Genomic DNA, 20,231 nt, shown 5'->3' on the forward strand with positions numbered 1-20,231 from the left:
CCATTGAGTAAAAAGTGCTTTCATTATAGAAGTAATAATAGTGCTTGTGCGCTACTATTCTTGTTTTGTCATAATTATAATCAAAATCTTTATTGCTAAAGAGTATGAAAAACGTTATGGATGCCGAAAATTACCATCTATTGCTGGCTGAATTGATTAATGAACATTTACCCAAAAACCATTCAAGATATAAATTCATGGACGGTTTCTTAAAGTCGGTAAACGACCTGTGTTTCAGGTTTGAACATGAAAAAGAGCAGCTTAAAGCATTAGTACGCCCGAGTGAAAGAAAGTATGCTGAGATCAATCGTAAGTTGCAGGAAGAAATTGAACAGAGACGAGAATCTGTTCAGAAACTTTCGGAAGGTATCAGTAAACTGGATTTACCCAAACATTACAAATTGCCTGATTTTGATGGCGAAAACCTGTTTGAACTGGCTGTATTTATCAAAAAACTGTTGATTTATCAACAAGGCATTGAAATTCAGTTAAGAAAGGCTAAAGAAGATGCCGACAAGGCCTCTGATGCTAAGACTGAGTTTTTATCAATGATGAGCCATGAGCTCAGAACACCTCTCAATGGAATTGTTGCTATGACCTACCTGATGCAACAGGAAAATCATAGTAACGAAATGCTTGAGAATCTTAAAATTTTACAGTTTTCTGCCGAAAACCTGAATGTGCTTATCAACGATATTCTTGATTTCAGTAAAATTGAGGCAGGAAAGGTTGAACTCGAAAGTATCGACTTCAATATTAAAGACCTGATCAGTAATATCAAGAAATCAATTGAGGTGCATGCGGCTTCAAAAGAGGTAGAAATTGAATTAGATTATGATGATAATATTCCTGAACACCTTATCGGAGATCCGCTTCGCCTGAGTCAGATAATGAATAATCTGGTAAATAATGCAGTGAAATTCACAGATCACGGACAAATTACGATGAAAGTCCGATTGAATCATTTTACAGATGATTCGGTATGTATTGATGTTTCGGTTAAGGATACAGGGATAGGAATTGCTCAGGAAAATTTGTCGAGAATTTTTGAAAAGTTTGCCCAGGCTGATAAGCAGATTACCCGGCGTTTCGGAGGAACTGGATTAGGCTTGGGAATTACTAAAAAGTTATTGGAACTGCACGGTAGCAAAATTCATGTAGAAAGCGAAGTCGGTAAAGGCTCAGACTTCTTTTTTGCCATTAATCTGAAAACGGCCGTTCAACCGAATAAGATTATAAGAAAGGAGGAAATCTTAGACCAGCAAATTCTGAAAGGTACTAAAGTACTATTAGTAGAAGACTATCCGATTAATGTAAAAATTGCTACAAGATTTTTAGAAAAATGGGGGATGAACTACGATACAGCCGCTAACGGACGAATTGCCGTTGAGAAACTGTCTAAAAATGATTATCAGATTGTTTTAATGGACCTTTTAATGCCTGAAATGGATGGTTATACCGCTACAGAAAATATAAGAAAATTCGACAAAAGAACTCCGATTATCGCTCTTACTGCTTCGGTTCTTAATACACAAGACAGAGTTTATGAAGTAGGTATGAATGGTTTTGTTACGAAGCCTTTCAACCCAAAAGAGTTATTTCAAAAAATCAACAAGTATGCTTTACGAGCTTAACAAAAGTTTTAGTAAAGTTATTTAACCCCCTTAGTAGTAAAAGAAATTTACCCTTTTAAAGCCTCATTCTCTTAGAGAGTTGAGGCTTTTGAGTTTTATAACAAAGGGTCATACCTGATGCCAATTTACGGATTCAATGTAGCTTCACAGATTAAAAATGTGTAAATTTGTAATTTAGGAAATAAAATAAGTATAAAGTGGCACGTCCGTCTAAAGAAGAATTAATAAAGCAAGCTAAAGAGACCCCTCTCAACCGACAATACAATCAAATTAAGTCAAAGTACCCTGGAGCAATGCTTTTGTTTCGTGTGGGTGATTTTTATGAAACATTCGGAGAGGATGCCATCAGGGCATCTAAAATATTAGGTATAGTACTCACCCGCCGTAATAATGGAGGAGCACAGGAAGAATTAGCAGGGTTTCCGCACCATTCTTTAGACACCTATTTGCCTAAATTAGTAAAGGCAGGGCAACGTGTAGCTATTTGTGATCAATTGGAAGACCCAAGTACAGCCAAAGGCATAGTAAGGAGAGGGGTCACTGAATTGGTTACTCCGGGCGTTTCTTTCAACGATAACGTACTCAATACGAAGCAGAACAATTATCTGGCATCAATCCATTTTGCAAGATCCGATTATTTTGGCGTGGCTTTTTTGGATGTATCAACCGGTGAGTTTCTCACTACCGAGGGTAATACGGCTTATATAGATAAATTATTACAGAGTTTTGCGCCGTCAGAAGTGTTGTATTGTAAAAAACACCGCCACGATTTTCAGGGTACTTTTGGAGATAAATTCAATGAATTCTGTTTTGAAGATTGGGCTTATAAATATGATTTTGCCTATAATTTGCTCATTAATCATTTCAAAACTTCATCGCTGAAAGGTTTTGGTGTTGAAAACCTGACTGAGGGGATTGTAGCAGCCGGGGTTATTCTCCGCTACTTGTCTGATACTGAACATAAAGAGATGGGGCATATTTCCCGCCTGACGCGTCTGGATGAAGACAAGTATGTGTGGCTTGACAGGTTCACTATCCGTAACCTTGAACTGGTTTTTGCCCAGAATGAGGGAGGGGTACCATTAATTCAGGTTTTAGACCAGACAATCACACCGATGGGTGCAAGGTTACTGCGCAAATGGTTGGTATTACCTTTGAAAGATAAAAGTCTGATTCAGGAGCGATTAGATACTGTTGATTTTTTTGTGAATAATGATGAAATGGCAGAAAATCTGTCTCTTTTGCTAAAGCCTATTGGTGATTTGGAGAGATTAATTTCTAAGGTGGCGGTTCGTCGTATCAATCCACGTGAAATGGTGCAATTGAAACGAGCCTTGTCGCAGGTATTACCTATCAAAAAACTGCTTGAAGTTGGTGGTAAAGAATTTTCTGTTTTACAGAAATATGTGAATCAACTAACTGATTGCCAATATCTGGTTGATAAAATCGAAAGGGAGTTGCGTGACGAGCCACCTGTGGTTACTAATCAGGGCAATATGATTAAAACCGGAGTTGACAGCGATTTAGACGAACTCCATACAATAGCTTTTTCGGGTAAGGATTTTCTGATTGAGATTCAGAATCGTGAAGCGCAACGCACAGGTATCCCCTCTTTGAAAATATCCTATAATAAGGTTTTCGGATACTATCTTGAAGTGTCTAACGCACATAAAAGCAAAGTTCCGACTGATTGGATACGCAAGCAGACATTGGTAAATGCAGAAAGGTATATTACGGAAGAACTGAAAATTTATGAAGAAAAAATTCTGACTGCCGAATCGAAGATTTTTGACATTGAAAACAGATTATTTAATGACTTGATTCTGGCAGCCGGTGAGTTTGTTGGGCAGATTCAACAGAATGCACGCATTGTTTCGGTACTTGATGCATTGTCTTCTTTTGCCAAAGTGGCACGTAAAAACAATTACTGCAAGCCTCAGATTTCAGATGGTAAGGTTATCAATATTAAGGAAGGGCGCCATGCTGTTATTGAGCAACAATTGCCTTTGGGTGAAAGCTATGTGCCAAATGATTTGTTTCTGGATGACGAAACACAGCAAATTATTATTATTACCGGCCCGAATATGGCCGGGAAATCAGCTCTGCTAAGGCAAACTGCTATAATTGTACTTATGGCGCAGGTGGGTAGCTTTGTGCCTGCCTTAAACGCTGAATTAGGTTTGGTTGATAAAATATTTACAAGGGTAGGAGCAAGTGATAATCTATCAAGGGGAGAGTCAACATTTATGGTTGAAATGACCGAGACAGCAAGCATTCTGAATAATCTGAGTGACCGGAGTTTGATAATTATGGATGAGATTGGCCGTGGTACAAGCACATACGATGGTGTAAGTATTGCCTGGAGTATTGCAGAGTATCTACACAATCATCCTAAAAGTAAGCCTTGGACACTCTTTGCCACACATTATCATGAATTGAATCAATTGACCGAGGATTTTGCAAGAATAAAGAATTTTAATGTGTCGGTCAGAGAAGTGGATAACAAGATGGTATTTTTACGGAAACTGAAAGAGGGGGGAAGTGAGCATAGTTTTGGGATTCACGTGGCACAAATGGCCGGAATGCCACAATCAGTCGTATTGAGAGCTAACGAAATATTACATCATCTGGAGCAAGATCATATTAAGGAAGATAATAAAGAAAAAATACAGCAGGCACCCAAAAATAATATTCAACTAAGTTTTTTTGAGCCGCAAGATCCAAAGATAGATGAGCTTAAAAATAAGCTCAAGGCAATTGATGTCAATACTTTATCGCCAATTGAAGCTTTACTGAAATTGAATGAATTAGTAAAATTAGTGTAGAAAAATAGTAAAACTTTTATAGTTGACTATCTGCTTTTCAGGTGCTGGCAGAAAAGCGTATAGGCAGGGTAGAATTATATAACTGAGCCTTATCAGCAAGAAATTTGATTCTGATGTAAGGTTGTCAGACTACTTTTCCTTATATTTAATGAAAATTATAAAAATCCTGATGCGGAACACTACTCGGCATTTTGGGGTTTTATATATATAGCAATTAATAAATCCACAAACTTTTAGCATCCGCAGTAGCGGACTATTTTCAATTTTAAACTCTAACAACTATGGCATCATCATTTAACATTGATTTCCCAGGTACATCCAATCAGTTTATTTTAACCGCCAATAGTGCCATTACTGAAAAAGGTGGTATTTTTAATGGAGACAGCAATAAAGGTATTTTTAGCCTTGATACACCTATTGGTGATATAAAAGGCAGCTATCTGGTGCTTTCAGAGCCCAATAGTTCTGAAACACGTATAGAAGTAACAATTACTGATAAACCTTTTCTGGTACCTATGCGAAAAATAGAAAGTACAATTGCAGGCTTTCTTATGAAATAAATAAGTTTTGAAATATGTAGATTATTAGAATACTAACTCGTTTTAAAAGCCTCAGAAAGCTGTAATATGCAAATTGAGGCTTTGTTTTTAAGATAATAAGCATTTTTTCTTTTTGGCAGAAGTCGAATTTTATAGCTTACTATTCAGTACCATCACTTTGTTTTATCTCACTTTCATTCTTTTTGATTTCTGCAAGTCTGTCATTCCTAACAAAAATTCGTTGCTGGTCAATTTCTGTAAGAAACTGGTATTTTTCATTAACTAATTTTTTAAGCTCAGGCACGGTTTCGTATCCACAGTCTTTGCGTAATATAAACGACCCTTCATTTGCGTGTGTATCTATAAAGACAGGTGCAAGCTTGCTTTGAAATTCTTTTATATACTCTTTCCTGAAAAGCTTTTGTAGTGAATCGCTGTACATTCCCCAATAGGTATGACTCCATCTGACGCCCTGCATTCTTTTAGTTTCTAAATAGTGTTTCCCTGATTCGCCCCAGACTATAAGTGGCTCGTCTGGTAGTGTGTACTTCAGTATTTCTTTTCCTATCGGAGAAACACTCATAGTTCTTTTTGTAGTTGTAATATATTCGTTTTTTAAAGGAATTATAAGTGTAGAGGATACCGTTATTAAAATTACCGTTGCTATACCTGTATTTTTTATATAGGTATTTGAGAGGCCTAAGAAGATATAAATGAAATAGCCTAAAAGAAAAGTTGTAGGAAATACTAATAATAAAAGATAATGATGAAACATAAAACCTGGTTTAAAGACGGCAAAAATACTGCTACTAATAAATACTACAATAAATAGTGTAATTGCTGTAGGTTTAAATAATTTTTTATAGATAATCTGGAAGGTTATTATCAGGATTGTTAGTACAACAATAATTTTTGTGAAAATATTTGAAGGGTCATTAAAAGATTCAAGTAAACCACTTATGATTGAAGCATCACTTCCATATCCTAAATTATGCTGTATATAATAGACCCATATCTCCTTCGAAAAACCAAAATAGATACCTGAGGCAAATAATAAACAAGGCACGCATAAACCTCCTAATGTTAGCATATTGAAATAAGATAGTAATTGTTTTCTCTTTTTCCGGTAAATAAACCAATAGGTAAGACCCACAATAGAAGCTGCTATGGGTGCAGCTTGAAGTTTTGTGAACAACACCATTCCTGCAACAAACCCAAGCCAGAAAAGATGGCTTTTCTGAAGTTTAGAGCTTTGTATTATTTGGGCATATAAAAAACTCATAATGCTTAAAAGGAAAACCGGAAGGTGCTCACTTCCAAAATGTACAAAATCAGGATGTCTGGTTGTACCAAGAAATGCTACCACGCAAAAAATGCTTGTGGTAGCGACTGCTATGGAGAAAAACTTGCGGAGCGTAAAAAAATTCAGGAGCAGATTACTAACCATCAGAAACAAGCCCATAATCCGGGCAGAAATATAATCATAGGGTTGTCTGAGAAACTCGCAAAAAGCGGTAATAGCATAAAAACTAAATGGTCCACTTGTACAACCATCAACTGACTCCCAATAGATAGGGTTTTCAGCGAGTGTCATTGCTCCAACAATGAACATACTTTCATCAGGGTTAAGAGCAACGTTATAAACAATAACCGGCAAGCGAAAGGCAGTAAATGTTATTGTAAAGGTAGCGAGTAATAAGTAAGTAAATATTTTTAGCTTTTCGGCAGGAGTTTTTAACAATGGATATAAACTTAAAAATGCTGCTACAACGAGTAATAAGTTGCAAATTGCCAAATACAATCTGGGCTCAGAGTCAAAGTTTATCATGGTGCAGTTTCAGTAAGAATGATGAAAGGGATTGCTGAAATTTAAAAAAAAATGGAATAATGAACAATGTTTTTTTATACTTCCATTGTTTTTTTTTATCGAGTGATCTTGGTATTTGGATGGATTTGTAAAAAGTTTCAAGAAGAACTTTTAGGATAAATAATTGCTGGGAGATAGATATTACGGAAGGGCTAATTGACAAAAAATATCGTTCGACTATTCAGAAAATCATTTCGGAGGTAAGGGGAAGACTATATGACATTTTGATGGTTAAGATAAAGTTTTTGATTGGCCAATGATATGCTTTGAAGCTCCAGTTTTATAAGCACTCGAGCTTGTTGCAAGTTTTTTTAATTCTGATAGAGGGTAATAAAATGATTTTTTTGTGTTCCGATAGAAGAAGTTAGCGAATGAACAAAAAAAGCACCCGATTACTCAGGTGCTTTTTTCTATATTTTTGTAATCTTAAGAGCTTATTTTTAATTTTTGACCAGCTTTCACACTGTTTGAACGCAGACCATTCATTTTTTTGATTTTTTCTATTGATATACCTCCATAGCGTTGAGAAATCTTCCATAAGGTATCACCTCTTTGTACTACGTGGTATTTAGGTTTAGTTTTCTCTATTTCTTTTTTCGTTTTTCTTTCGGCTTTTATTGTGCGTTCTACTTCAGCTACTTCTTCATTGTCGTCATCAAGTATCACCAGTTTCTGACCACTCATGATTTTTGATGATTTTAATTTATTCCATACTTTAATATCGTACACATCAACATCAAATTTATCAGCAATTTTATTGAGTACATCTCCTCTTTTAACTACATAAACTCTCCGTTTTACTTTACGTATTTTCTTAACTTCATCCTCGGTTTTTAAGGGTTTTACATTTGCCTCCACTTCATCTCCTTCTCCGTCATCTGCACTTGCTACAGGATATTTATTATTCCCACCAATGATAATGACTCCGTCTTCGCCCTGATTCTTATTTGTTGCAAGCATAGTTGTGCCGTGGTCTTTTGAAGCCGAATCAAGAATCATCTGTCGGTTCTCCTCAAAATAAGCATAGCTCTCAACTGGTAGCCTTAGTTCAAGTCCACGGTTCCATGTGGGTACGAAGCCTTTAAGTAATTGCGGATTTAACAACTGAATATCATCTAAACTGATACCGCTGGCATTGCAAAAAGTTTCTACATCTACGTACCCGTCAATAGTTACAGTCTGATATTCCCTTGGACTCATTTTCAGAGAGTCTTCAGCAACAATTCCATATTCATCCGCGTGGTGCATCATATACATAATAGCGGTAAATTGTGGAACATAAGTACGCGTATCTCTGTGAAGATAAGGATGGAGCTGCCAGTAGTTAGTGATATTTCCAGCCCGACGGATGGCTCTTCTTAAATTGCCAGGACCGGTATTATAAGAGGCTAATACTAACTCCCAGTCACCAAATATTCGATATAATTGTCTGAAATATCTGCAAGCAGCGTCTGTTGCTTTTTCGATATCCATTCTTTCATCTACGTATTCATCAATTCTTAATCCATGTTCACGGCCTGTGGGTTTCATGAACTGCCATAATCCTACGGCCTTAGCTCTTGAAATTGCCTTCGGATTAAGCCCTGACTCAATCAATGACAAATACTTGAGTTCGTCGGGCATCTCATACTTGGCAAGATATTTCTCGAAAATGGGGAAATAAAAGTCTTTCCTTTCAAGCATGCGTTTCGTAAAGCTCGGTTTTTTGTAAATAAAATAATCTACAAAGCTGTGAACAGTAGAGTTGTACTCTAAAGGAATGGTCTTTTGCATTTTCTGAAAGCCTTCACGAACGGTTCTTACATCAGCAGATGGAATGAAGGCTTCAACGGTAGAAGCAGAAACTTGTTCAGTGAGAGTGTCTTCTGAAGAAACTGTGATAGCTTCCTGAGGGATTACAGACTGGGCTTGCGACGCAAAGCTGGCACAGCCAACAAGGCTCGTTAAAACGAGAAACTTCTTGATTAATGTCATAATTTCAATCTCTTTTACTAAGGAACCTTAGTATTTGTTATGGATATAGGAAAGCAAACTTTTCCAAAAGTAAACCATAACCTCTTGTTTGTCAAGTAATTGATAAGTTTTTTTTGATATTTTCAATTTTTTCTGAAAAAATAATAAGCTATTATGGCTTATTATTACTGCAAAAATTTAGCAAATGCGAGCATTTCACTTTCTTCAAAATTTCTGCCAAGCACCTGTATTCCGATGGGCAATCCCTCGGCATTCTGGCCGTTTGGTATCGAAATACACGGATTTCCAATCACGTTCGCTTGTACTGTAAAAATATCAGCTAAGAACATTTGCAACTGATCCTCCGATTTTTCTCCAATTTTAAAAGGGGGTGTGGGAGTAGTAGGCGAAATCAAAAAATCGTATGACAACAAGATTTTATCTGTTGATTCTTTTATTAAACGACGAACCCGCTGTGCTTTGGTATAATAGGCATCATAATAATCTGCACTTAATACAAAAGTGCCTAAAATAATGCGCCTGCGCACCTCGGCTCCGAATCCTTCAGTCCGGGTTTTTTTATACAGATTCTCCAGGTTTTTTATCTTATCTGCATTTGCCCGATAGCCATATTTTACGCCATCGAAACGAGACAGATTTGAACTGGCCTCAGCGGTTGTGAGTATATAATAAGTAGGAAGTAGATATTTCAGCAATGGGTAGTCGACAGCCTCCACCACATGCCCTTGGTCTCTTAACCAATTTATTTTCTCAAAAGTTCGTTGCTTCACATCTTCATCAAGTCCTTCACTTTCAAGGGCTTCACGCATATAGGCAATGCGATATTGTTTTTTTGGAGCAAGATTCATTGAATAGGCGGGAACTTCTTTTGTTGAAACAGTGGTATCATATTCATCGGCACCTGCCATAATCTCTAATAGAAGTGCTGCATCGTCAATATCTCTTGTAATAGGGCCTATACAATCAAAAGAAGATGCATAGGCGATTAGTCCCCATCTCGATACTCTCGAATAAGTAGGTTTTACACCAATTACTCCACAAAAAGCCGCAGGCTGACGTACCGACCCGCCGGTGTCTGAACCCAAAGAAGCAAGGCACATATCTGCTTGAACCGCTACTGCAGATGCGCCCGAAGAACCGCCAGGAACACGGGATGTGTCGGCATAGTTGCGCACCACTCCAAAAGCAGAATTCTCATTTGATGAACCCATTGCAAATTCATCACAATTCTGGCGACCGATGATAATCACGTCTTCGTCAATTACCCGCTGTACTGCTGTTGCTGTAAACTGCGATTCGAATTTATCCAGTATTTTACTGGCTGCCTGCAAACCATGGTTTTCGTGCGCCAATACATCTTTTACACCAATCACCATTCCGGCGAGACGTCCGGCTGTACCGTTTTTAATTTTATGATCAACCTCCTCGGCGTGCTTTAAAGCCTCGTCGGCATATACTTCTAAAAAAACATTAAGATTTTTATTTTCTTCAATCCGTTGCAGATAATATTTTACCAATTCGACACAGGAAGTCTCTTGTTGACTGATAGCCACCTGAATTTCTTTGAATGAATTGTATTTCGCCATTTTGTCGGTTTTTTTCGCTTTTTCTATAGAAAAAATAGTCTATTTGCCACAAAATCGGCTTACTGAAAGCACGTTTAAGTGGAGTATTTCTGGTTCAGAAAGTCATTTGGAAATGCAATTTCTTAAAAAACTTTCAATAAGAAAAGAAGAAAGAAGAATGGAGCAAGGAAAAAGGAGGCTGAAAACACCCAATTGTGGTGCGAATGTCCCGTTCGCAGTAGGCACTAAAAAAAGAATAAATAACCTACTAAGGTACTATTCTTTCAATTAAAAGACTGCCTGAATTCTAAAGGAGAAAAATTAGTTTTAGTCTTGAATAATTTACTGAAAGATTGCGGGTGTTCAAAGCCCAGATCATAGGCTATTTCGCTGACTGATAAATTGGTAGTAGATAGTTTCTCCTTGGCTTTATCAATCAGTTTATCGTGAATATGCTGTTGGGTGCTTTGCCCGGTTAGTACTTTCAGTAAACCCCGCAGGTAATTTGGCGATATATTGAGTGTTTTGGAAATAAACTGAACAGTAGGCAGACCGTTTTTTAATAAATCTTCACTATTGAAATAATCAGTCAATAGTTTTTCTAAACGATCGAGCACCTGATGATTGGCTTTTTGACGGGTAATGAACTGACGATGGTAAAATCTTTCAGAATAATTGAGCAAGGTTTCAATCTGTGAAATGATAATCTGTTGGCTAAACTTATCAATATTAGAATGATATTCATGCTGAATATTCTGGATAATATTAAGCATAATTCCCTCCTCTTTCTCAGAAAGAAATAGCGCTTCATTGACACCATAGCCAAAATATTCATAATTTTTAATGGTTTTGGCTAACGAAGTATTCCATAAGAAATCGGGATGAATCAAGAGCATCCACCCCGAATGTGTCGATGGAACAGACATATCGACAATAACACCAAATACTTGTCCGGGTGCTATAAAGAACATCACGCCCTCATCAAAATCGTATTCCTGTTGCCCATATCTTATTTTAGCAACCGAATTACGTTTTAAAGAAATTGAATAAAAATCCAGCACACAATGGTGTTCATTATGCTCAGCCGTATGCTTTATACGGCTATAATCCACCACACTAATCAGTGGATGATCAGGTTTCTGCAAACCACGTATCTGGTGAAATTCGCTGATGGTTTTTATCCGGTAAGTTTTGGTAGTAGCCAATGCCTGAAATAATTTATTGTTGACGGTAAACTGCTGCAAACTGTTTCGCAAAATCAACTAATCTGGTTTTGCTGAGTGTTGGTTTATTACGCGCATAATCTTCATATAAAACACCACCACGTCTGCTGCCGTTCATTTCCATAAACCCCCTGGCGGTTTGAGGATTCATGCCAATCGCTATTAAATTGTTCTTGAATTGTTCGTCAGGAATCGCCAACCATTTCAAATCAGCTTGTCCGATTGCTTCACCCAAAGTTTGGGCTACTTCGTTTGGAGATACCTCATCACTTGCAATATAGCGGATTTCTCTACCATTGAATGGCTTTTCTATTTCTTCGGCAATAACTTCAGCAATATCGAGTGGCGAAACCCAGGGTTCTTTCTCATCGCCACCATAATTAGAGATAATGGCATTTTGCGATTTTATGGTCGGGATGAATGCAAACATATTATAATAAAAACCAACCGGCCGCATAAACTTGATAGAAACATCTTCCGGCAATTGATTCAATGTTTGCTCAATTCTATAATGAAAGGCAAGCATTCCGTTTCCTTTCTTCATATGAGCGCCGATACTACTCAGATGAATTACTCGCTTAATACCTGATTCCTGAATGGCTTGTTTATAATTGTTGCCTATTTGAGATAAAACGGCTACAACGTCAATATCCTTATCAAAATCACTATCCGAATTGAGTGTTACCATGGTGTACACTATGTCGTTTCCTTTAAAAGTTTCGGTTAAGAAATGAGCATCTTCCATTGTGCCGATGGCGGCTATTGCCCCCAAAGCTTCTATTTCAGCTTGTCGTTCAGCCTTGCTGCTGATAACTGTAACGGAATGTCCTTTTTGCACCAATGCTTGTGTCAATGGTTTACCGATATGTCCTAACGAACCTGTTACTACTATTTTCATTTTTTTCTGTTATTTTGTTGATGCAAAATTCAATAATAGCCCGAAGACGGATGTAGCCGAATCGCCTTTTGTTGTAGTCAAAAATGAAAGGGAGAGTTTTAGGATACTATTTCTGCTGATTTCGGATAATATAATCAGGAAACTTTAGTAAACGAATTCGGTGTTATCTCATAAATTAAACTAACTTGCCACCAGATATAAATGTCGGTCGAGGTAAGTATTAATGATTTAGTAGATAGTTTTAACCAACGCATTAGAACAAAATAAATATATGAAAGTTGAATTAGTCAGAATAGATGATGCTTTTCATTTTGAAGCGAAAGGAACATCAGGTGTTGGAGTACATTTAGATGCCAATGTAGATATAGGTGGACACAATCTTGGTGCAAGACCTATGGAACTATTATTAATGGGTTTGGGAGGTTGCACTGCGATTGATGTGATATTGGTACTGAAAAAACAACGACAGGTAATTGAAGATCTAAAAATTTCGGTTGAAGGTGAACGTGTACAGATTGAAGGTACAGAAATGAAACCTTTCAGAAAAATTAATGTCCATTTTGCTTTTAAAGGAACTATAGACTCTGAAAAGATTGAAAGAGCTATTAAACTTTCTATGGAGAAGTATTGTTCGGCTACTGCTCAGTTATCAGCATCGGCAGAAATTACTCATTCATATTCTTTAAATGAGTAAAGCATATAAAAGGATTTTGGGACCAGTATCAAAAGGTTGGCTAAAGAGAGGATTAACCCACTATTTGTATTTGGCATAGTGTTTGTGAAGACATGACCATACGTGTTTTTCAACTATAAACGTTATCATTATTATGAAAACCTCATTATCTTGCCGTGTCCTGAGTATGGTATTTTTTAGTTTTTTTGTTGGTGTTTCTGCTTATGCTTTTGATTTGGGGAAAAGCAAAAAAAAGAGAGAAAAACAAGAAATGAAATGTTGTAATAAGGCTATGGAAAAAGAATGTGCCAAAGAAATGAAAGAAGCCAGCAAAAAAGAATGTAAAACCAGTTGCGAAAAAAAGGCACGATAATCTAAAGCGTTTTTAACTTACATTACCTGTTATATAAAATTTTTCTGTTTTTGATTATTAAGAAATGGTCCCCGAAGCGTTCGGGGACTTTTTTTTGTATATATTTTTAACCATTGTTTAAACGATTAAAATGATAAGTTAACCTTAAGAAAAGAGCCATATGTTTCAGCATTGAGGTTCTCTCTAATAATAAATCATAATATTCACATATTCTCAATTCGTAATTTGCTATTCATTCGTTATCTTTATCTATCTAAATTATAACAATACTCCAATGCCCTACAGCGAAAATTTTCTAAACCGCATAAGAGAAATATTAATAGAGAAGCAGGTAGAATTTTCAGAGAAGAAAATGTTTAGTGGTGTGTGTATCATGGTTGATGATAAAATGTGTTGCGGAACACATATTGATAAAAAAACTGGCGAAGACCTAATGCTTTGCAGAATTGGAGATGATGCCTACGAAATGGCCCTTGAAAGCAGCAACTGTATTCCGATGGAGTTTACAGGTAAAGCCATGAAAGGCTATGTTTATGTAACCGGAAATGGTTTCAGAACCCAAAAGGACTTAACCTATTGGATACAATTATGTCTTGATTTTAATCCTTTTGCTAAAAAATCGAAGAAATGATGGACAAACCTTTAGTGGATGATGAATTCCTGCTCCAAAAAATTGAAGGCAAAGGAGGGTGGACCTTTGCTGAAATTCCGAAGATAATACAAGATAAGCATGGGCCTTTTGGCTTACTCAGTGTCAGAGGCACCATTGATGACTTTGAGATTAAGAATTTTAATCTGTGGTCAATGAAAAATGGAATGCTTTTTATGCCTGTAAAACTGGAAATCAGGAAAAAAATAAAAAAACAGGCAGGTGATAAAGTAAGGATAAAACTATTTGCCGACAATTTACCTATTGAAATTCCTGAGGAATTAATAGAATGCCTTCAAAACGAATCAGGACTTTATGAAAAATTCCTTAATTATTCAGATGGAGAGAAAAAGGCTTTTATTAATTGGATTTATTCTGCCAAAACCGATGAAACCAAAACAGAGAGAATCGTTAAAACTTTAGAAAGAATAGAAAAAGGACAGAAATTTTATAAATAAAATACCCGATTTCGACGCTGTCATTGTTTTTATATTATCTTCTTGTGGTCAATCTTCACAATTCACTTTTCAGGATTCACAATTAATTCTCTATCTTTACTTTTATCTTAAAACACAACAGAACCAAATGGAGAACACAAAACTTAAGGCCTTTCTTCCGCTTTTTTATATAGTCTGGTCTGACGACCTCTTAACCCAGAAAGAGTTAAAGACACTAAAGGATTTTATTGATAATCAAAGCTGGCTGAGTCAGAATGAACAGGGGGAATTGATGAGAATGGTTGACATTTCTGCTCCTCCTTCAAGAAAACAATTATTTCAATGGAAAACAGAAATTGAAGAAGGATTGAAGGCTTTGCCAGAAGCCAAAGATATATTTGATTTATCGGTCTGGTTGTCAAAAAACGACAAGACTATTTTAGATCTTGAACCTGTTTTTAATAACCTTGAATCTAACCTGGGAATTGCAGGAGAAGAGGCTATAAGTATTTTCAAAACCTTTGAGAATACTTATACTTCCATCCACCAGACTGTCAGTAGTTTTGATACTCAAAAACTGACCGATCTGCTTGACGGAGATTATGCCCACGTAATTAAAAAAGTAAAAGGAATTATAAGCAGACCGGAATTTATTTATGAAACTTCGACTGACATAAATGTTTATCGTGAAAAAGTGTTGCAATGGTGTAAAATACTGGCCGATGAGAAATTGGGCAATGTAGCATACCCAAAAGAATATGGAGGAGGAGATAATATTGCTGATTACTTTGCCATCATGGAGACATTGAGCTATCATGACCTTAGCTTAGTGATTAAATTTGGAGTTCAATTCGGGTTATGGGGTATGAGTGTATTATTTTTAGGAACGGAAAAACACTACAAAAAATACCTGAAATCTATTGGAACATTAGAATTACCCGGCTGTTTTGCTATGACAGAAACCAATCATGGGTCAAATGTTAAAGGGATAGAAACTACTGCTACCTATGACCATGATAGTCAGACATTTATTATAAACACCCCCCATGATAAAGCTCAGAAAGAATATATTGGTAATGCCGCCAAGCACGGACAAATGGCTACGGTTTTTGCCAAATTAATTATTGAGGGCAAAGACTATGGGGTGAATGCCTTCGTAGTACCATTACGAGATAAAAAGGGGAATTTATCAAAAGGTATCACTATTGGAGACTGTGGACACAAAATGGGTTTGAACGGAGTGGATAATGGAACTATCAGTTTCGAGAATGTAGTGATTCCTAAAGAAGATATGCTTGATCGTTTTGCTTCCGTAAATGACTACGGTGAGTTTGAAAGCCCGATACCGAGCGATAACCGACGCTTCTTTACAATGCTGGGGACTTTAGTAGGCGGTAGGATAGGAATCCCTCGGTCGGCACTTTCGGCAGCAAAATCAGGTTTAACTATTGCCATTAAATATGGCGACCAACGCCGACAATTCGGCCCGGAAGGTGGCTCAGAAGTGCCGATTTTAAATTATCGGATGCACCAACGCCGATTGATACCTCTGTTAGCTAAAACCTATGCCATGCACTTTGGCTTACAATATCTGACCAATCGGTTTTTGCAAAAATCAGAAACTGAAATGCAGGAAATTGAAGCCATTGCTGCTGGAATGAAGTCTTATGTAACCTGGGGTACAAGAGATATTTTGCAGGAGTGCCGTGAGGCTTGCGGTGGGAAAGGGTATATGTCTGAAAACCGGATTGATGCATTGAAAAATGATACTGAAATTTATACTACTTTTGAGGGCGATAATACGGTTTTGATGCAATTGGTTGCTAAAAGTCGATTAGCTGAATTCAGGAAGTCGTTTGAAAATATGGATAAAATGGGAATGCTGAATTATATATATGAACAGACCCGGACTGCAATTATGCAGAAAAACCCGATGGCTACCCGCAAAACAGACGAAGCTCATTTATTAGATGATACTTTTCATAAAAATGCTTTTGAATACCGTGAAAAGGTAATTTTGGCATCTGCAGCTAAACGCTTGAAAAAACTGATTGATAGTGGATTAGAATCTTATGATGCCTTTAATGTAGCACAACACCAGATGATAGATGTCGCAAATGCCTATCTTGACCGCCTGATTCTTGAGCAGGTTCAATTAGCAATAAGTAACGTTAACGATGAAGGGACGAAAATCATACTCACCAAATTGAAACAATTGTTTGCTTTATCACAGATAGAGAAAAATAAAGGGTGGTATCTGGAAGAAGGTTATATGGAAGCCCCAAAAACCAAGGCAATAAGAAAACTCGTTAATCAATTATGTTGGGAAATAAGAACCGATGCTGTCCCTTTGGTTGAGGCATTCGATATTCCTGATTCTTGTCTGGCTGCGCCTATTGCGTTTTTGTAGCAGCCTTTAAGTCAAGATTTCATAAATCGCTTCAACCAGGTAAAAAGCGAAAAATTTTCAATAAAAATGTTGGAGACAGGGCATTGTCCTGTCTCTGCCATCTATATTTTCGCTACCTTTGCAAAATAAATATTACAGTCAGAATCTCCCATGAAACAATACCAGGACTTATTACGTCATATTTTAGAAAACGGAACAAAAAAAACAGACCGCACTGGCACAGGTACAATCAGTGTTTTTGGGTATCAGATGCGGTTCAATCTACAAGAGGGTTTTCCGCTGGTTACTACCAAAAAAGTACATACCAAATCTATCATACATGAATTATTATGGTTTATCAAAGGGGAAACCAATACCGCTTATCTGAAAGACAATAATGTGTCTATCTGGGACGAATGGGCAGATGCTGAGGGCAATCTTGGGCCGGTTTACGGTAAACAATGGCGGAGTTGGGAAACGTCTGATGGCCGTAGTATAGACCAACTGACAGAAGTATTAAAGCAACTGAAAAACTCTCCTGATTCCCGTCGGATTATTGTATCAGCCTGGAATGTTGGTGAACTTTCACAAATGGCCTTAATGCCTTGCCATGCGCTATTTCAGTTTTATGTGGCCGATAACAAACTTTCCTGCCAGTTGTATCAACGTAGTGCCGATGTATTTTTAGGCGTACCTTTTAATATAGCCTCTTATGCATTGCTAACTATGATGGTAGCACAGGAATGTGGTTTGGAGCCTTATGAGTTTATCTGGACAGGTGGAGATACTCATATTTATTCAAATCACTTAGAGCAGGTAGAATTACAGTTATCAAGAGAGCCAAGAAAACTACCAAAGATGTGGATGAACCCTGAAGTAAAAAGTATTTTTGATTTTAAATACGAAGATTTTAAATTAGAAGAGTACGACCCATACCCGGCCATTAAAGCTCCGGTTGCGGTTTAATCGTATAAATTAGTATAAGGGTAAATCACATAAATTTACCCTTATTTCAAAACAATCTCCAAGGCTTTGTCTTCTTTCAACCAGAACAAGCTCTCTTTAAAATCAGGAGGCCCCATAATTGCCTTTACATTATTAGACATTCCCCAGGCTTCTTTCGGAATCCCAAACATACCTGTATCTAATTTTCTATTGTCATTTTCATCATGAAATACTCTTACTGAATATTGTCCTGAGGATAAATCTTGTATTTCTACCATTACCTGCCTGTTTTCAATAGTCTGGATTAAGCGTTTTAGCGATTTTTTTTTTGCGTCAAGTACCTCAAGCATTAGCTTGCCCTTATTGTTTTCAAAGCCTTTGATGTGCACCTTTAATTTTGGGTTTTGCGCCAGAGTTACGGCGGAAATTAGCATAAAAAACAGTATCTTTTTCATAAATTATTAGTTAATTTGAGTTTTGATTTTAAGTGCTTACTTTTCAAATAAACATACATACATGGTTACTAATTCCTATATCGTAGAAACGCTCGAAATTACTGCAAAATTAATGGAATTGCATGATGCCGACGAATTTAGAGTCAGAGCCTACACTAATGCAGTTTTTTATATAGATAAATATACCGGAGATTTAGCTACTCTGGATTTCTCGCAACTGACACAGATTCAGGGAGTAGGGAAGATGATGGCGGGTAAAATTGTAGAAATTGTCAGCTCAGGTACGTTAAAGGAATTACAGGAATTACTTGCCAATACACCGGAGGGAGTAATTGATATGTTTAAAATAAAGGGAATTGGTGTAAAAAAGATAAAGGTTCTCTGGAAGGAAGTTGGAATAGACAATATAAACGACTTGCAAATTGCCTGCGAGAACGGCAGCCTTGCCAAGGTAAAAGGTTTCGGAGGTAAAACTCAGGAATCAATCCTGGAGTCAATTGCTTTTTTAAATAGCCAGACGGGCAAGTTACGTATGGATAAAGCACAGGCATTAGCAGAGGTAATTCAGGACGAACTCAAAAAATACTTTGCAAAGGTTGACATCTCAGGAGATGTAAGACGTAAAAATGAAATAGTTGAATCATTGTTATTTTTAGTGAGTAATACTGATGCACACGCGGGAGGGTTTTTTACCAATTTACCTGAAAGTTTTGTTGAAGACCCGAAAGCCTCCTCGCCATTTACCTGGAGAGGTCGCTACCTTGATAATAAAATCAATCTGGAAATCAAATGGGTGGCTACCAATCAGTTTTTACACAAACAATTTGTGTATTCGGCTGATGCTAATCATCTGAAACGTAAGAATGAAAAAGGATTAACCCTGTTAAAGCTTAGCAAAGCTGACGGACTCACGAAAGAAGAAGAAATTTATGAAAAATATGGGATTCCCTATATTATTCCCGAAATGCGTGGCGGAGATTTTGAATTTGACTGGATACAAAATCGCAAAAACGAGGATTTGGTAACCTGGGAAAGCCTGAAAGGAATTATGCACAACCACTCAACCTATTCCGACGGGCGTCATTCTTTGGAGCAAATGGCAAGCTACTGCCAGGAATTAGGTTTTGAGTATTTAGGTATCGCTGACCACTCTCAATCTGCCCAATATGCCTCCGGCTTACTGATTACCAAAGTACAACAGCAACATGCTGAAATAGAACAATTGAATAAAAAACTGAATATGTCCGGTGGTAAGCCATTCAAAGTATTGAAGGGAATAGAATCGGATATTTTAGGGGATGGTTCATTAGATTATCCAGATGAAATATTAGCCAGTTTTGACTATATCGTGGCTTCGGTTCACTCAAATCTGAATATGACTGAGGCGAGGGCTAACGAGCGTCTTGTCAGAGCCATTGAAAATCCTTACACCACCATTTTAGGGCATCCGACGGGTCGATTGCTCTTGTCAAGACAGGGGTATCCGATTGATTATCAATTGATAATTGATGCCTGTGCTGCCAATGGTGTGGTAATAGAAATTAATGCAAGTCCGTATCGTCTTGATCTGGATTGGAGATGGATTCAGTATGCCCTGGAAAAAGGAGTGATGCTAAGCATTAACCCTGATGCGCACGAAATGGAAGGTTACCATGATATGCACTATGGTGTAGCAGTAGCCCGCAAAGGTGGGTTAACTACAGATATGACATTCAATGCTTTAAGTCTTATAGAGATGGAGGATTATCTGGCGAAGAAGAGGGGAAGGTGAAAAAGTTTTTTATA

At 37.2% G+C, this 20,231-nt stretch carries 16 protein-coding genes; 10 read left to right on the forward strand and 6 right to left on the reverse strand.

The window, feature by feature from the left end; all coding sequences use genetic code 11:
• The first annotated feature begins 104 nt into the window (after window positions 1-104).
• The 3 genes from H1R81_RS03930 (at window position 105) to H1R81_RS03940 (ending at window position 5,019) form a co-directional block, all read left to right on the forward strand.
• The gene (locus tag H1R81_RS03930) at window positions 105-1,634 is read left to right on the forward strand and encodes a response regulator (RefSeq protein WP_229251042.1); all 1,530 of its coding nucleotides are present in this window, start codon (window positions 105-107) and stop codon (window positions 1,632-1,634) included.
• Window positions 1,635-1,831: 197 nt separating this feature from the next.
• Window positions 1,832-4,459 (forward strand): DNA mismatch repair protein MutS, encoded by a 2,628-nt coding sequence (gene mutS / locus H1R81_RS03935; RefSeq protein ID WP_181839365.1) that lies wholly within the window; start codon window positions 1,832-1,834, stop codon window positions 4,457-4,459.
• A gap of 281 nt (window positions 4,460-4,740) precedes the next feature.
• The gene (locus H1R81_RS03940) at window positions 4,741-5,019 is read left to right on the forward strand and encodes a hypothetical protein (RefSeq protein ID WP_181839366.1); all 279 of its coding nucleotides are present in this window, start codon (window positions 4,741-4,743) and stop codon (window positions 5,017-5,019) included.
• Between the two features lie 139 nt (window positions 5,020-5,158).
• On the opposite strand, the gene H1R81_RS03945 is transcribed toward H1R81_RS03940, so the two are convergent.
• From H1R81_RS03945 to H1R81_RS03965, 5 genes are all read right to left on the reverse strand, one after another.
• Window positions 5,159-6,739, reverse strand: coding sequence for a hypothetical protein (locus tag H1R81_RS03945; RefSeq protein ID WP_181839367.1), 1,581 nt, complete (start codon window positions 6,737-6,739; stop codon window positions 5,159-5,161).
• A 552-nt stretch (window positions 6,740-7,291) separates the two neighbouring features.
• Window positions 7,292-8,839, reverse strand: coding sequence for a lytic transglycosylase domain-containing protein (locus tag H1R81_RS03950; RefSeq protein ID WP_181839368.1), 1,548 nt, complete (start codon window positions 8,837-8,839; stop codon window positions 7,292-7,294).
• A 164-nt stretch (window positions 8,840-9,003) separates the two neighbouring features.
• A complete protein-coding gene (gatA, locus tag H1R81_RS03955) occupies window positions 9,004-10,425 on the reverse strand; it encodes an Asp-tRNA(Asn)/Glu-tRNA(Gln) amidotransferase subunit GatA (protein ID WP_181839369.1) in 1,422 nt (473 codons plus the stop codon).
• Between the two features lie 263 nt (window positions 10,426-10,688).
• Window positions 10,689-11,609: an AraC family transcriptional regulator gene (locus tag H1R81_RS03960; RefSeq protein WP_181839988.1), complete on the reverse strand. Its 921-nt coding sequence runs from the start codon at window positions 11,607-11,609 to the stop codon at window positions 10,689-10,691.
• Between the two features lie 13 nt (window positions 11,610-11,622).
• On the reverse strand, window positions 11,623-12,525 hold the full coding sequence (locus H1R81_RS03965) for an NmrA family NAD(P)-binding protein (protein ID WP_181839370.1): 903 nt from the start codon (window positions 12,523-12,525) through the stop codon (window positions 11,623-11,625).
• A 271-nt stretch (window positions 12,526-12,796) separates the two neighbouring features.
• Between H1R81_RS03965 and H1R81_RS03970 the strand changes: the two genes are divergently transcribed.
• From H1R81_RS03970 to H1R81_RS03995, 6 genes are all read left to right on the forward strand, one after another.
• Window positions 12,797-13,219, forward strand: a complete 423-nt coding sequence (locus tag H1R81_RS03970) for an OsmC family protein (protein ID WP_181839371.1) — start codon at window positions 12,797-12,799, stop codon at window positions 13,217-13,219.
• A gap of 133 nt (window positions 13,220-13,352) precedes the next feature.
• Window positions 13,353-13,571 carry a hypothetical protein gene (locus H1R81_RS03975; RefSeq protein WP_181839372.1) on the forward strand — a complete coding sequence of 73 codons (219 nt, stop codon included), beginning with the start codon at window positions 13,353-13,355 and terminating at the stop codon, window positions 13,569-13,571.
• Between the two features lie 274 nt (window positions 13,572-13,845).
• A complete protein-coding gene (locus tag H1R81_RS03980; protein WP_181839373.1) occupies window positions 13,846-14,202 on the forward strand; it encodes a TfoX/Sxy family protein in 357 nt (118 codons plus the stop codon).
• Entirely contained in the window at window positions 14,199-14,678 is a 480-nt protein-coding gene (locus H1R81_RS03985) for a YdeI/OmpD-associated family protein (RefSeq protein ID WP_229251043.1), read from the forward strand. The genes H1R81_RS03980 and H1R81_RS03985 overlap by 4 nt, the downstream gene beginning before the upstream one ends.
• Window positions 14,679-14,805: 127 nt before the next feature.
• Window positions 14,806-17,067, forward strand: a complete 2,262-nt coding sequence (locus H1R81_RS03990; RefSeq protein WP_181839374.1) for an acyl-CoA dehydrogenase — start codon at window positions 14,806-14,808, stop codon at window positions 17,065-17,067.
• Window positions 17,068-17,217: 150 nt separating this feature from the next.
• Entirely contained in the window at window positions 17,218-18,012 is a 795-nt protein-coding gene (locus tag H1R81_RS03995; RefSeq protein WP_181839375.1) for a thymidylate synthase, read from the forward strand.
• A gap of 41 nt (window positions 18,013-18,053) precedes the next feature.
• Here the strand turns inward: H1R81_RS03995 and H1R81_RS04000 are convergent, their stop codons facing one another.
• On the reverse strand, window positions 18,054-18,446 hold the full coding sequence (locus H1R81_RS04000; RefSeq protein WP_181839376.1) for a DUF2141 domain-containing protein: 393 nt from the start codon (window positions 18,444-18,446) through the stop codon (window positions 18,054-18,056).
• A gap of 61 nt (window positions 18,447-18,507) precedes the next feature.
• On the opposite strand from H1R81_RS04000, the gene H1R81_RS04005 reads away from it, so the two are divergent.
• Window positions 18,508-20,217: a DNA polymerase/3'-5' exonuclease PolX gene (locus H1R81_RS04005; RefSeq protein WP_181839377.1), complete on the forward strand. Its 1,710-nt coding sequence runs from the start codon at window positions 18,508-18,510 to the stop codon at window positions 20,215-20,217.
• Window positions 20,218-20,231: the final 14 nt, after the last annotated feature.

It is taken from the genome of Emticicia sp. BO119 (genome assembly GCF_013912375.1).
Lineage (GTDB): Bacteria > Bacteroidota > Bacteroidia > Cytophagales > Spirosomataceae > Emticicia.

Excerpts from the sequence above, each read along its gene's own strand:
- H1R81_RS04000 (WP_181839376.1), bottom strand. The coding sequence starts at position 18,446 with ATGAAAAAGATACTGTTTTTTATGCTAATTTCCGCCGTAACTCTGGCG.
- H1R81_RS03965 (WP_181839370.1), bottom strand. The coding sequence starts at position 12,525 with ATGAAAATAGTAGTAACAGGTTCGTTAGGACATATCGGTAAACCATTG.
- H1R81_RS03970 (WP_181839371.1), top strand. The coding sequence starts at position 12,797 with ATGAAAGTTGAATTAGTCAGAATAGATGATGCTTTTCATTTTGAAGCG.
- H1R81_RS03985 (WP_229251043.1), top strand. The coding sequence starts at position 14,199 with ATGATGGACAAACCTTTAGTGGATGATGAATTCCTGCTCCAAAAAATT.
- gatA (WP_181839369.1), bottom strand. The coding sequence starts at position 10,425 with ATGGCGAAATACAATTCATTCAAAGAAATTCAGGTGGCTATCAGTCAA.
- H1R81_RS03930 (WP_229251042.1), top strand. The coding sequence starts at position 105 with ATGAAAAACGTTATGGATGCCGAAAATTACCATCTATTGCTGGCTGAA.
- H1R81_RS04005 (WP_181839377.1), top strand. The coding sequence starts at position 18,508 with ATGGTTACTAATTCCTATATCGTAGAAACGCTCGAAATTACTGCAAAA.
- H1R81_RS03980 (WP_181839373.1), top strand. The coding sequence starts at position 13,846 with ATGCCCTACAGCGAAAATTTTCTAAACCGCATAAGAGAAATATTAATA.
- H1R81_RS03950 (WP_181839368.1), bottom strand. The coding sequence starts at position 8,839 with ATGACATTAATCAAGAAGTTTCTCGTTTTAACGAGCCTTGTTGGCTGT.
- H1R81_RS03990 (WP_181839374.1), top strand. The coding sequence starts at position 14,806 with ATGGAGAACACAAAACTTAAGGCCTTTCTTCCGCTTTTTTATATAGTC.
- H1R81_RS03975 (WP_181839372.1), top strand. The coding sequence starts at position 13,353 with ATGAAAACCTCATTATCTTGCCGTGTCCTGAGTATGGTATTTTTTAGT.
- H1R81_RS03940 (WP_181839366.1), top strand. The coding sequence starts at position 4,741 with ATGGCATCATCATTTAACATTGATTTCCCAGGTACATCCAATCAGTTT.
- H1R81_RS03995 (WP_181839375.1), top strand. The coding sequence starts at position 17,218 with ATGAAACAATACCAGGACTTATTACGTCATATTTTAGAAAACGGAACA.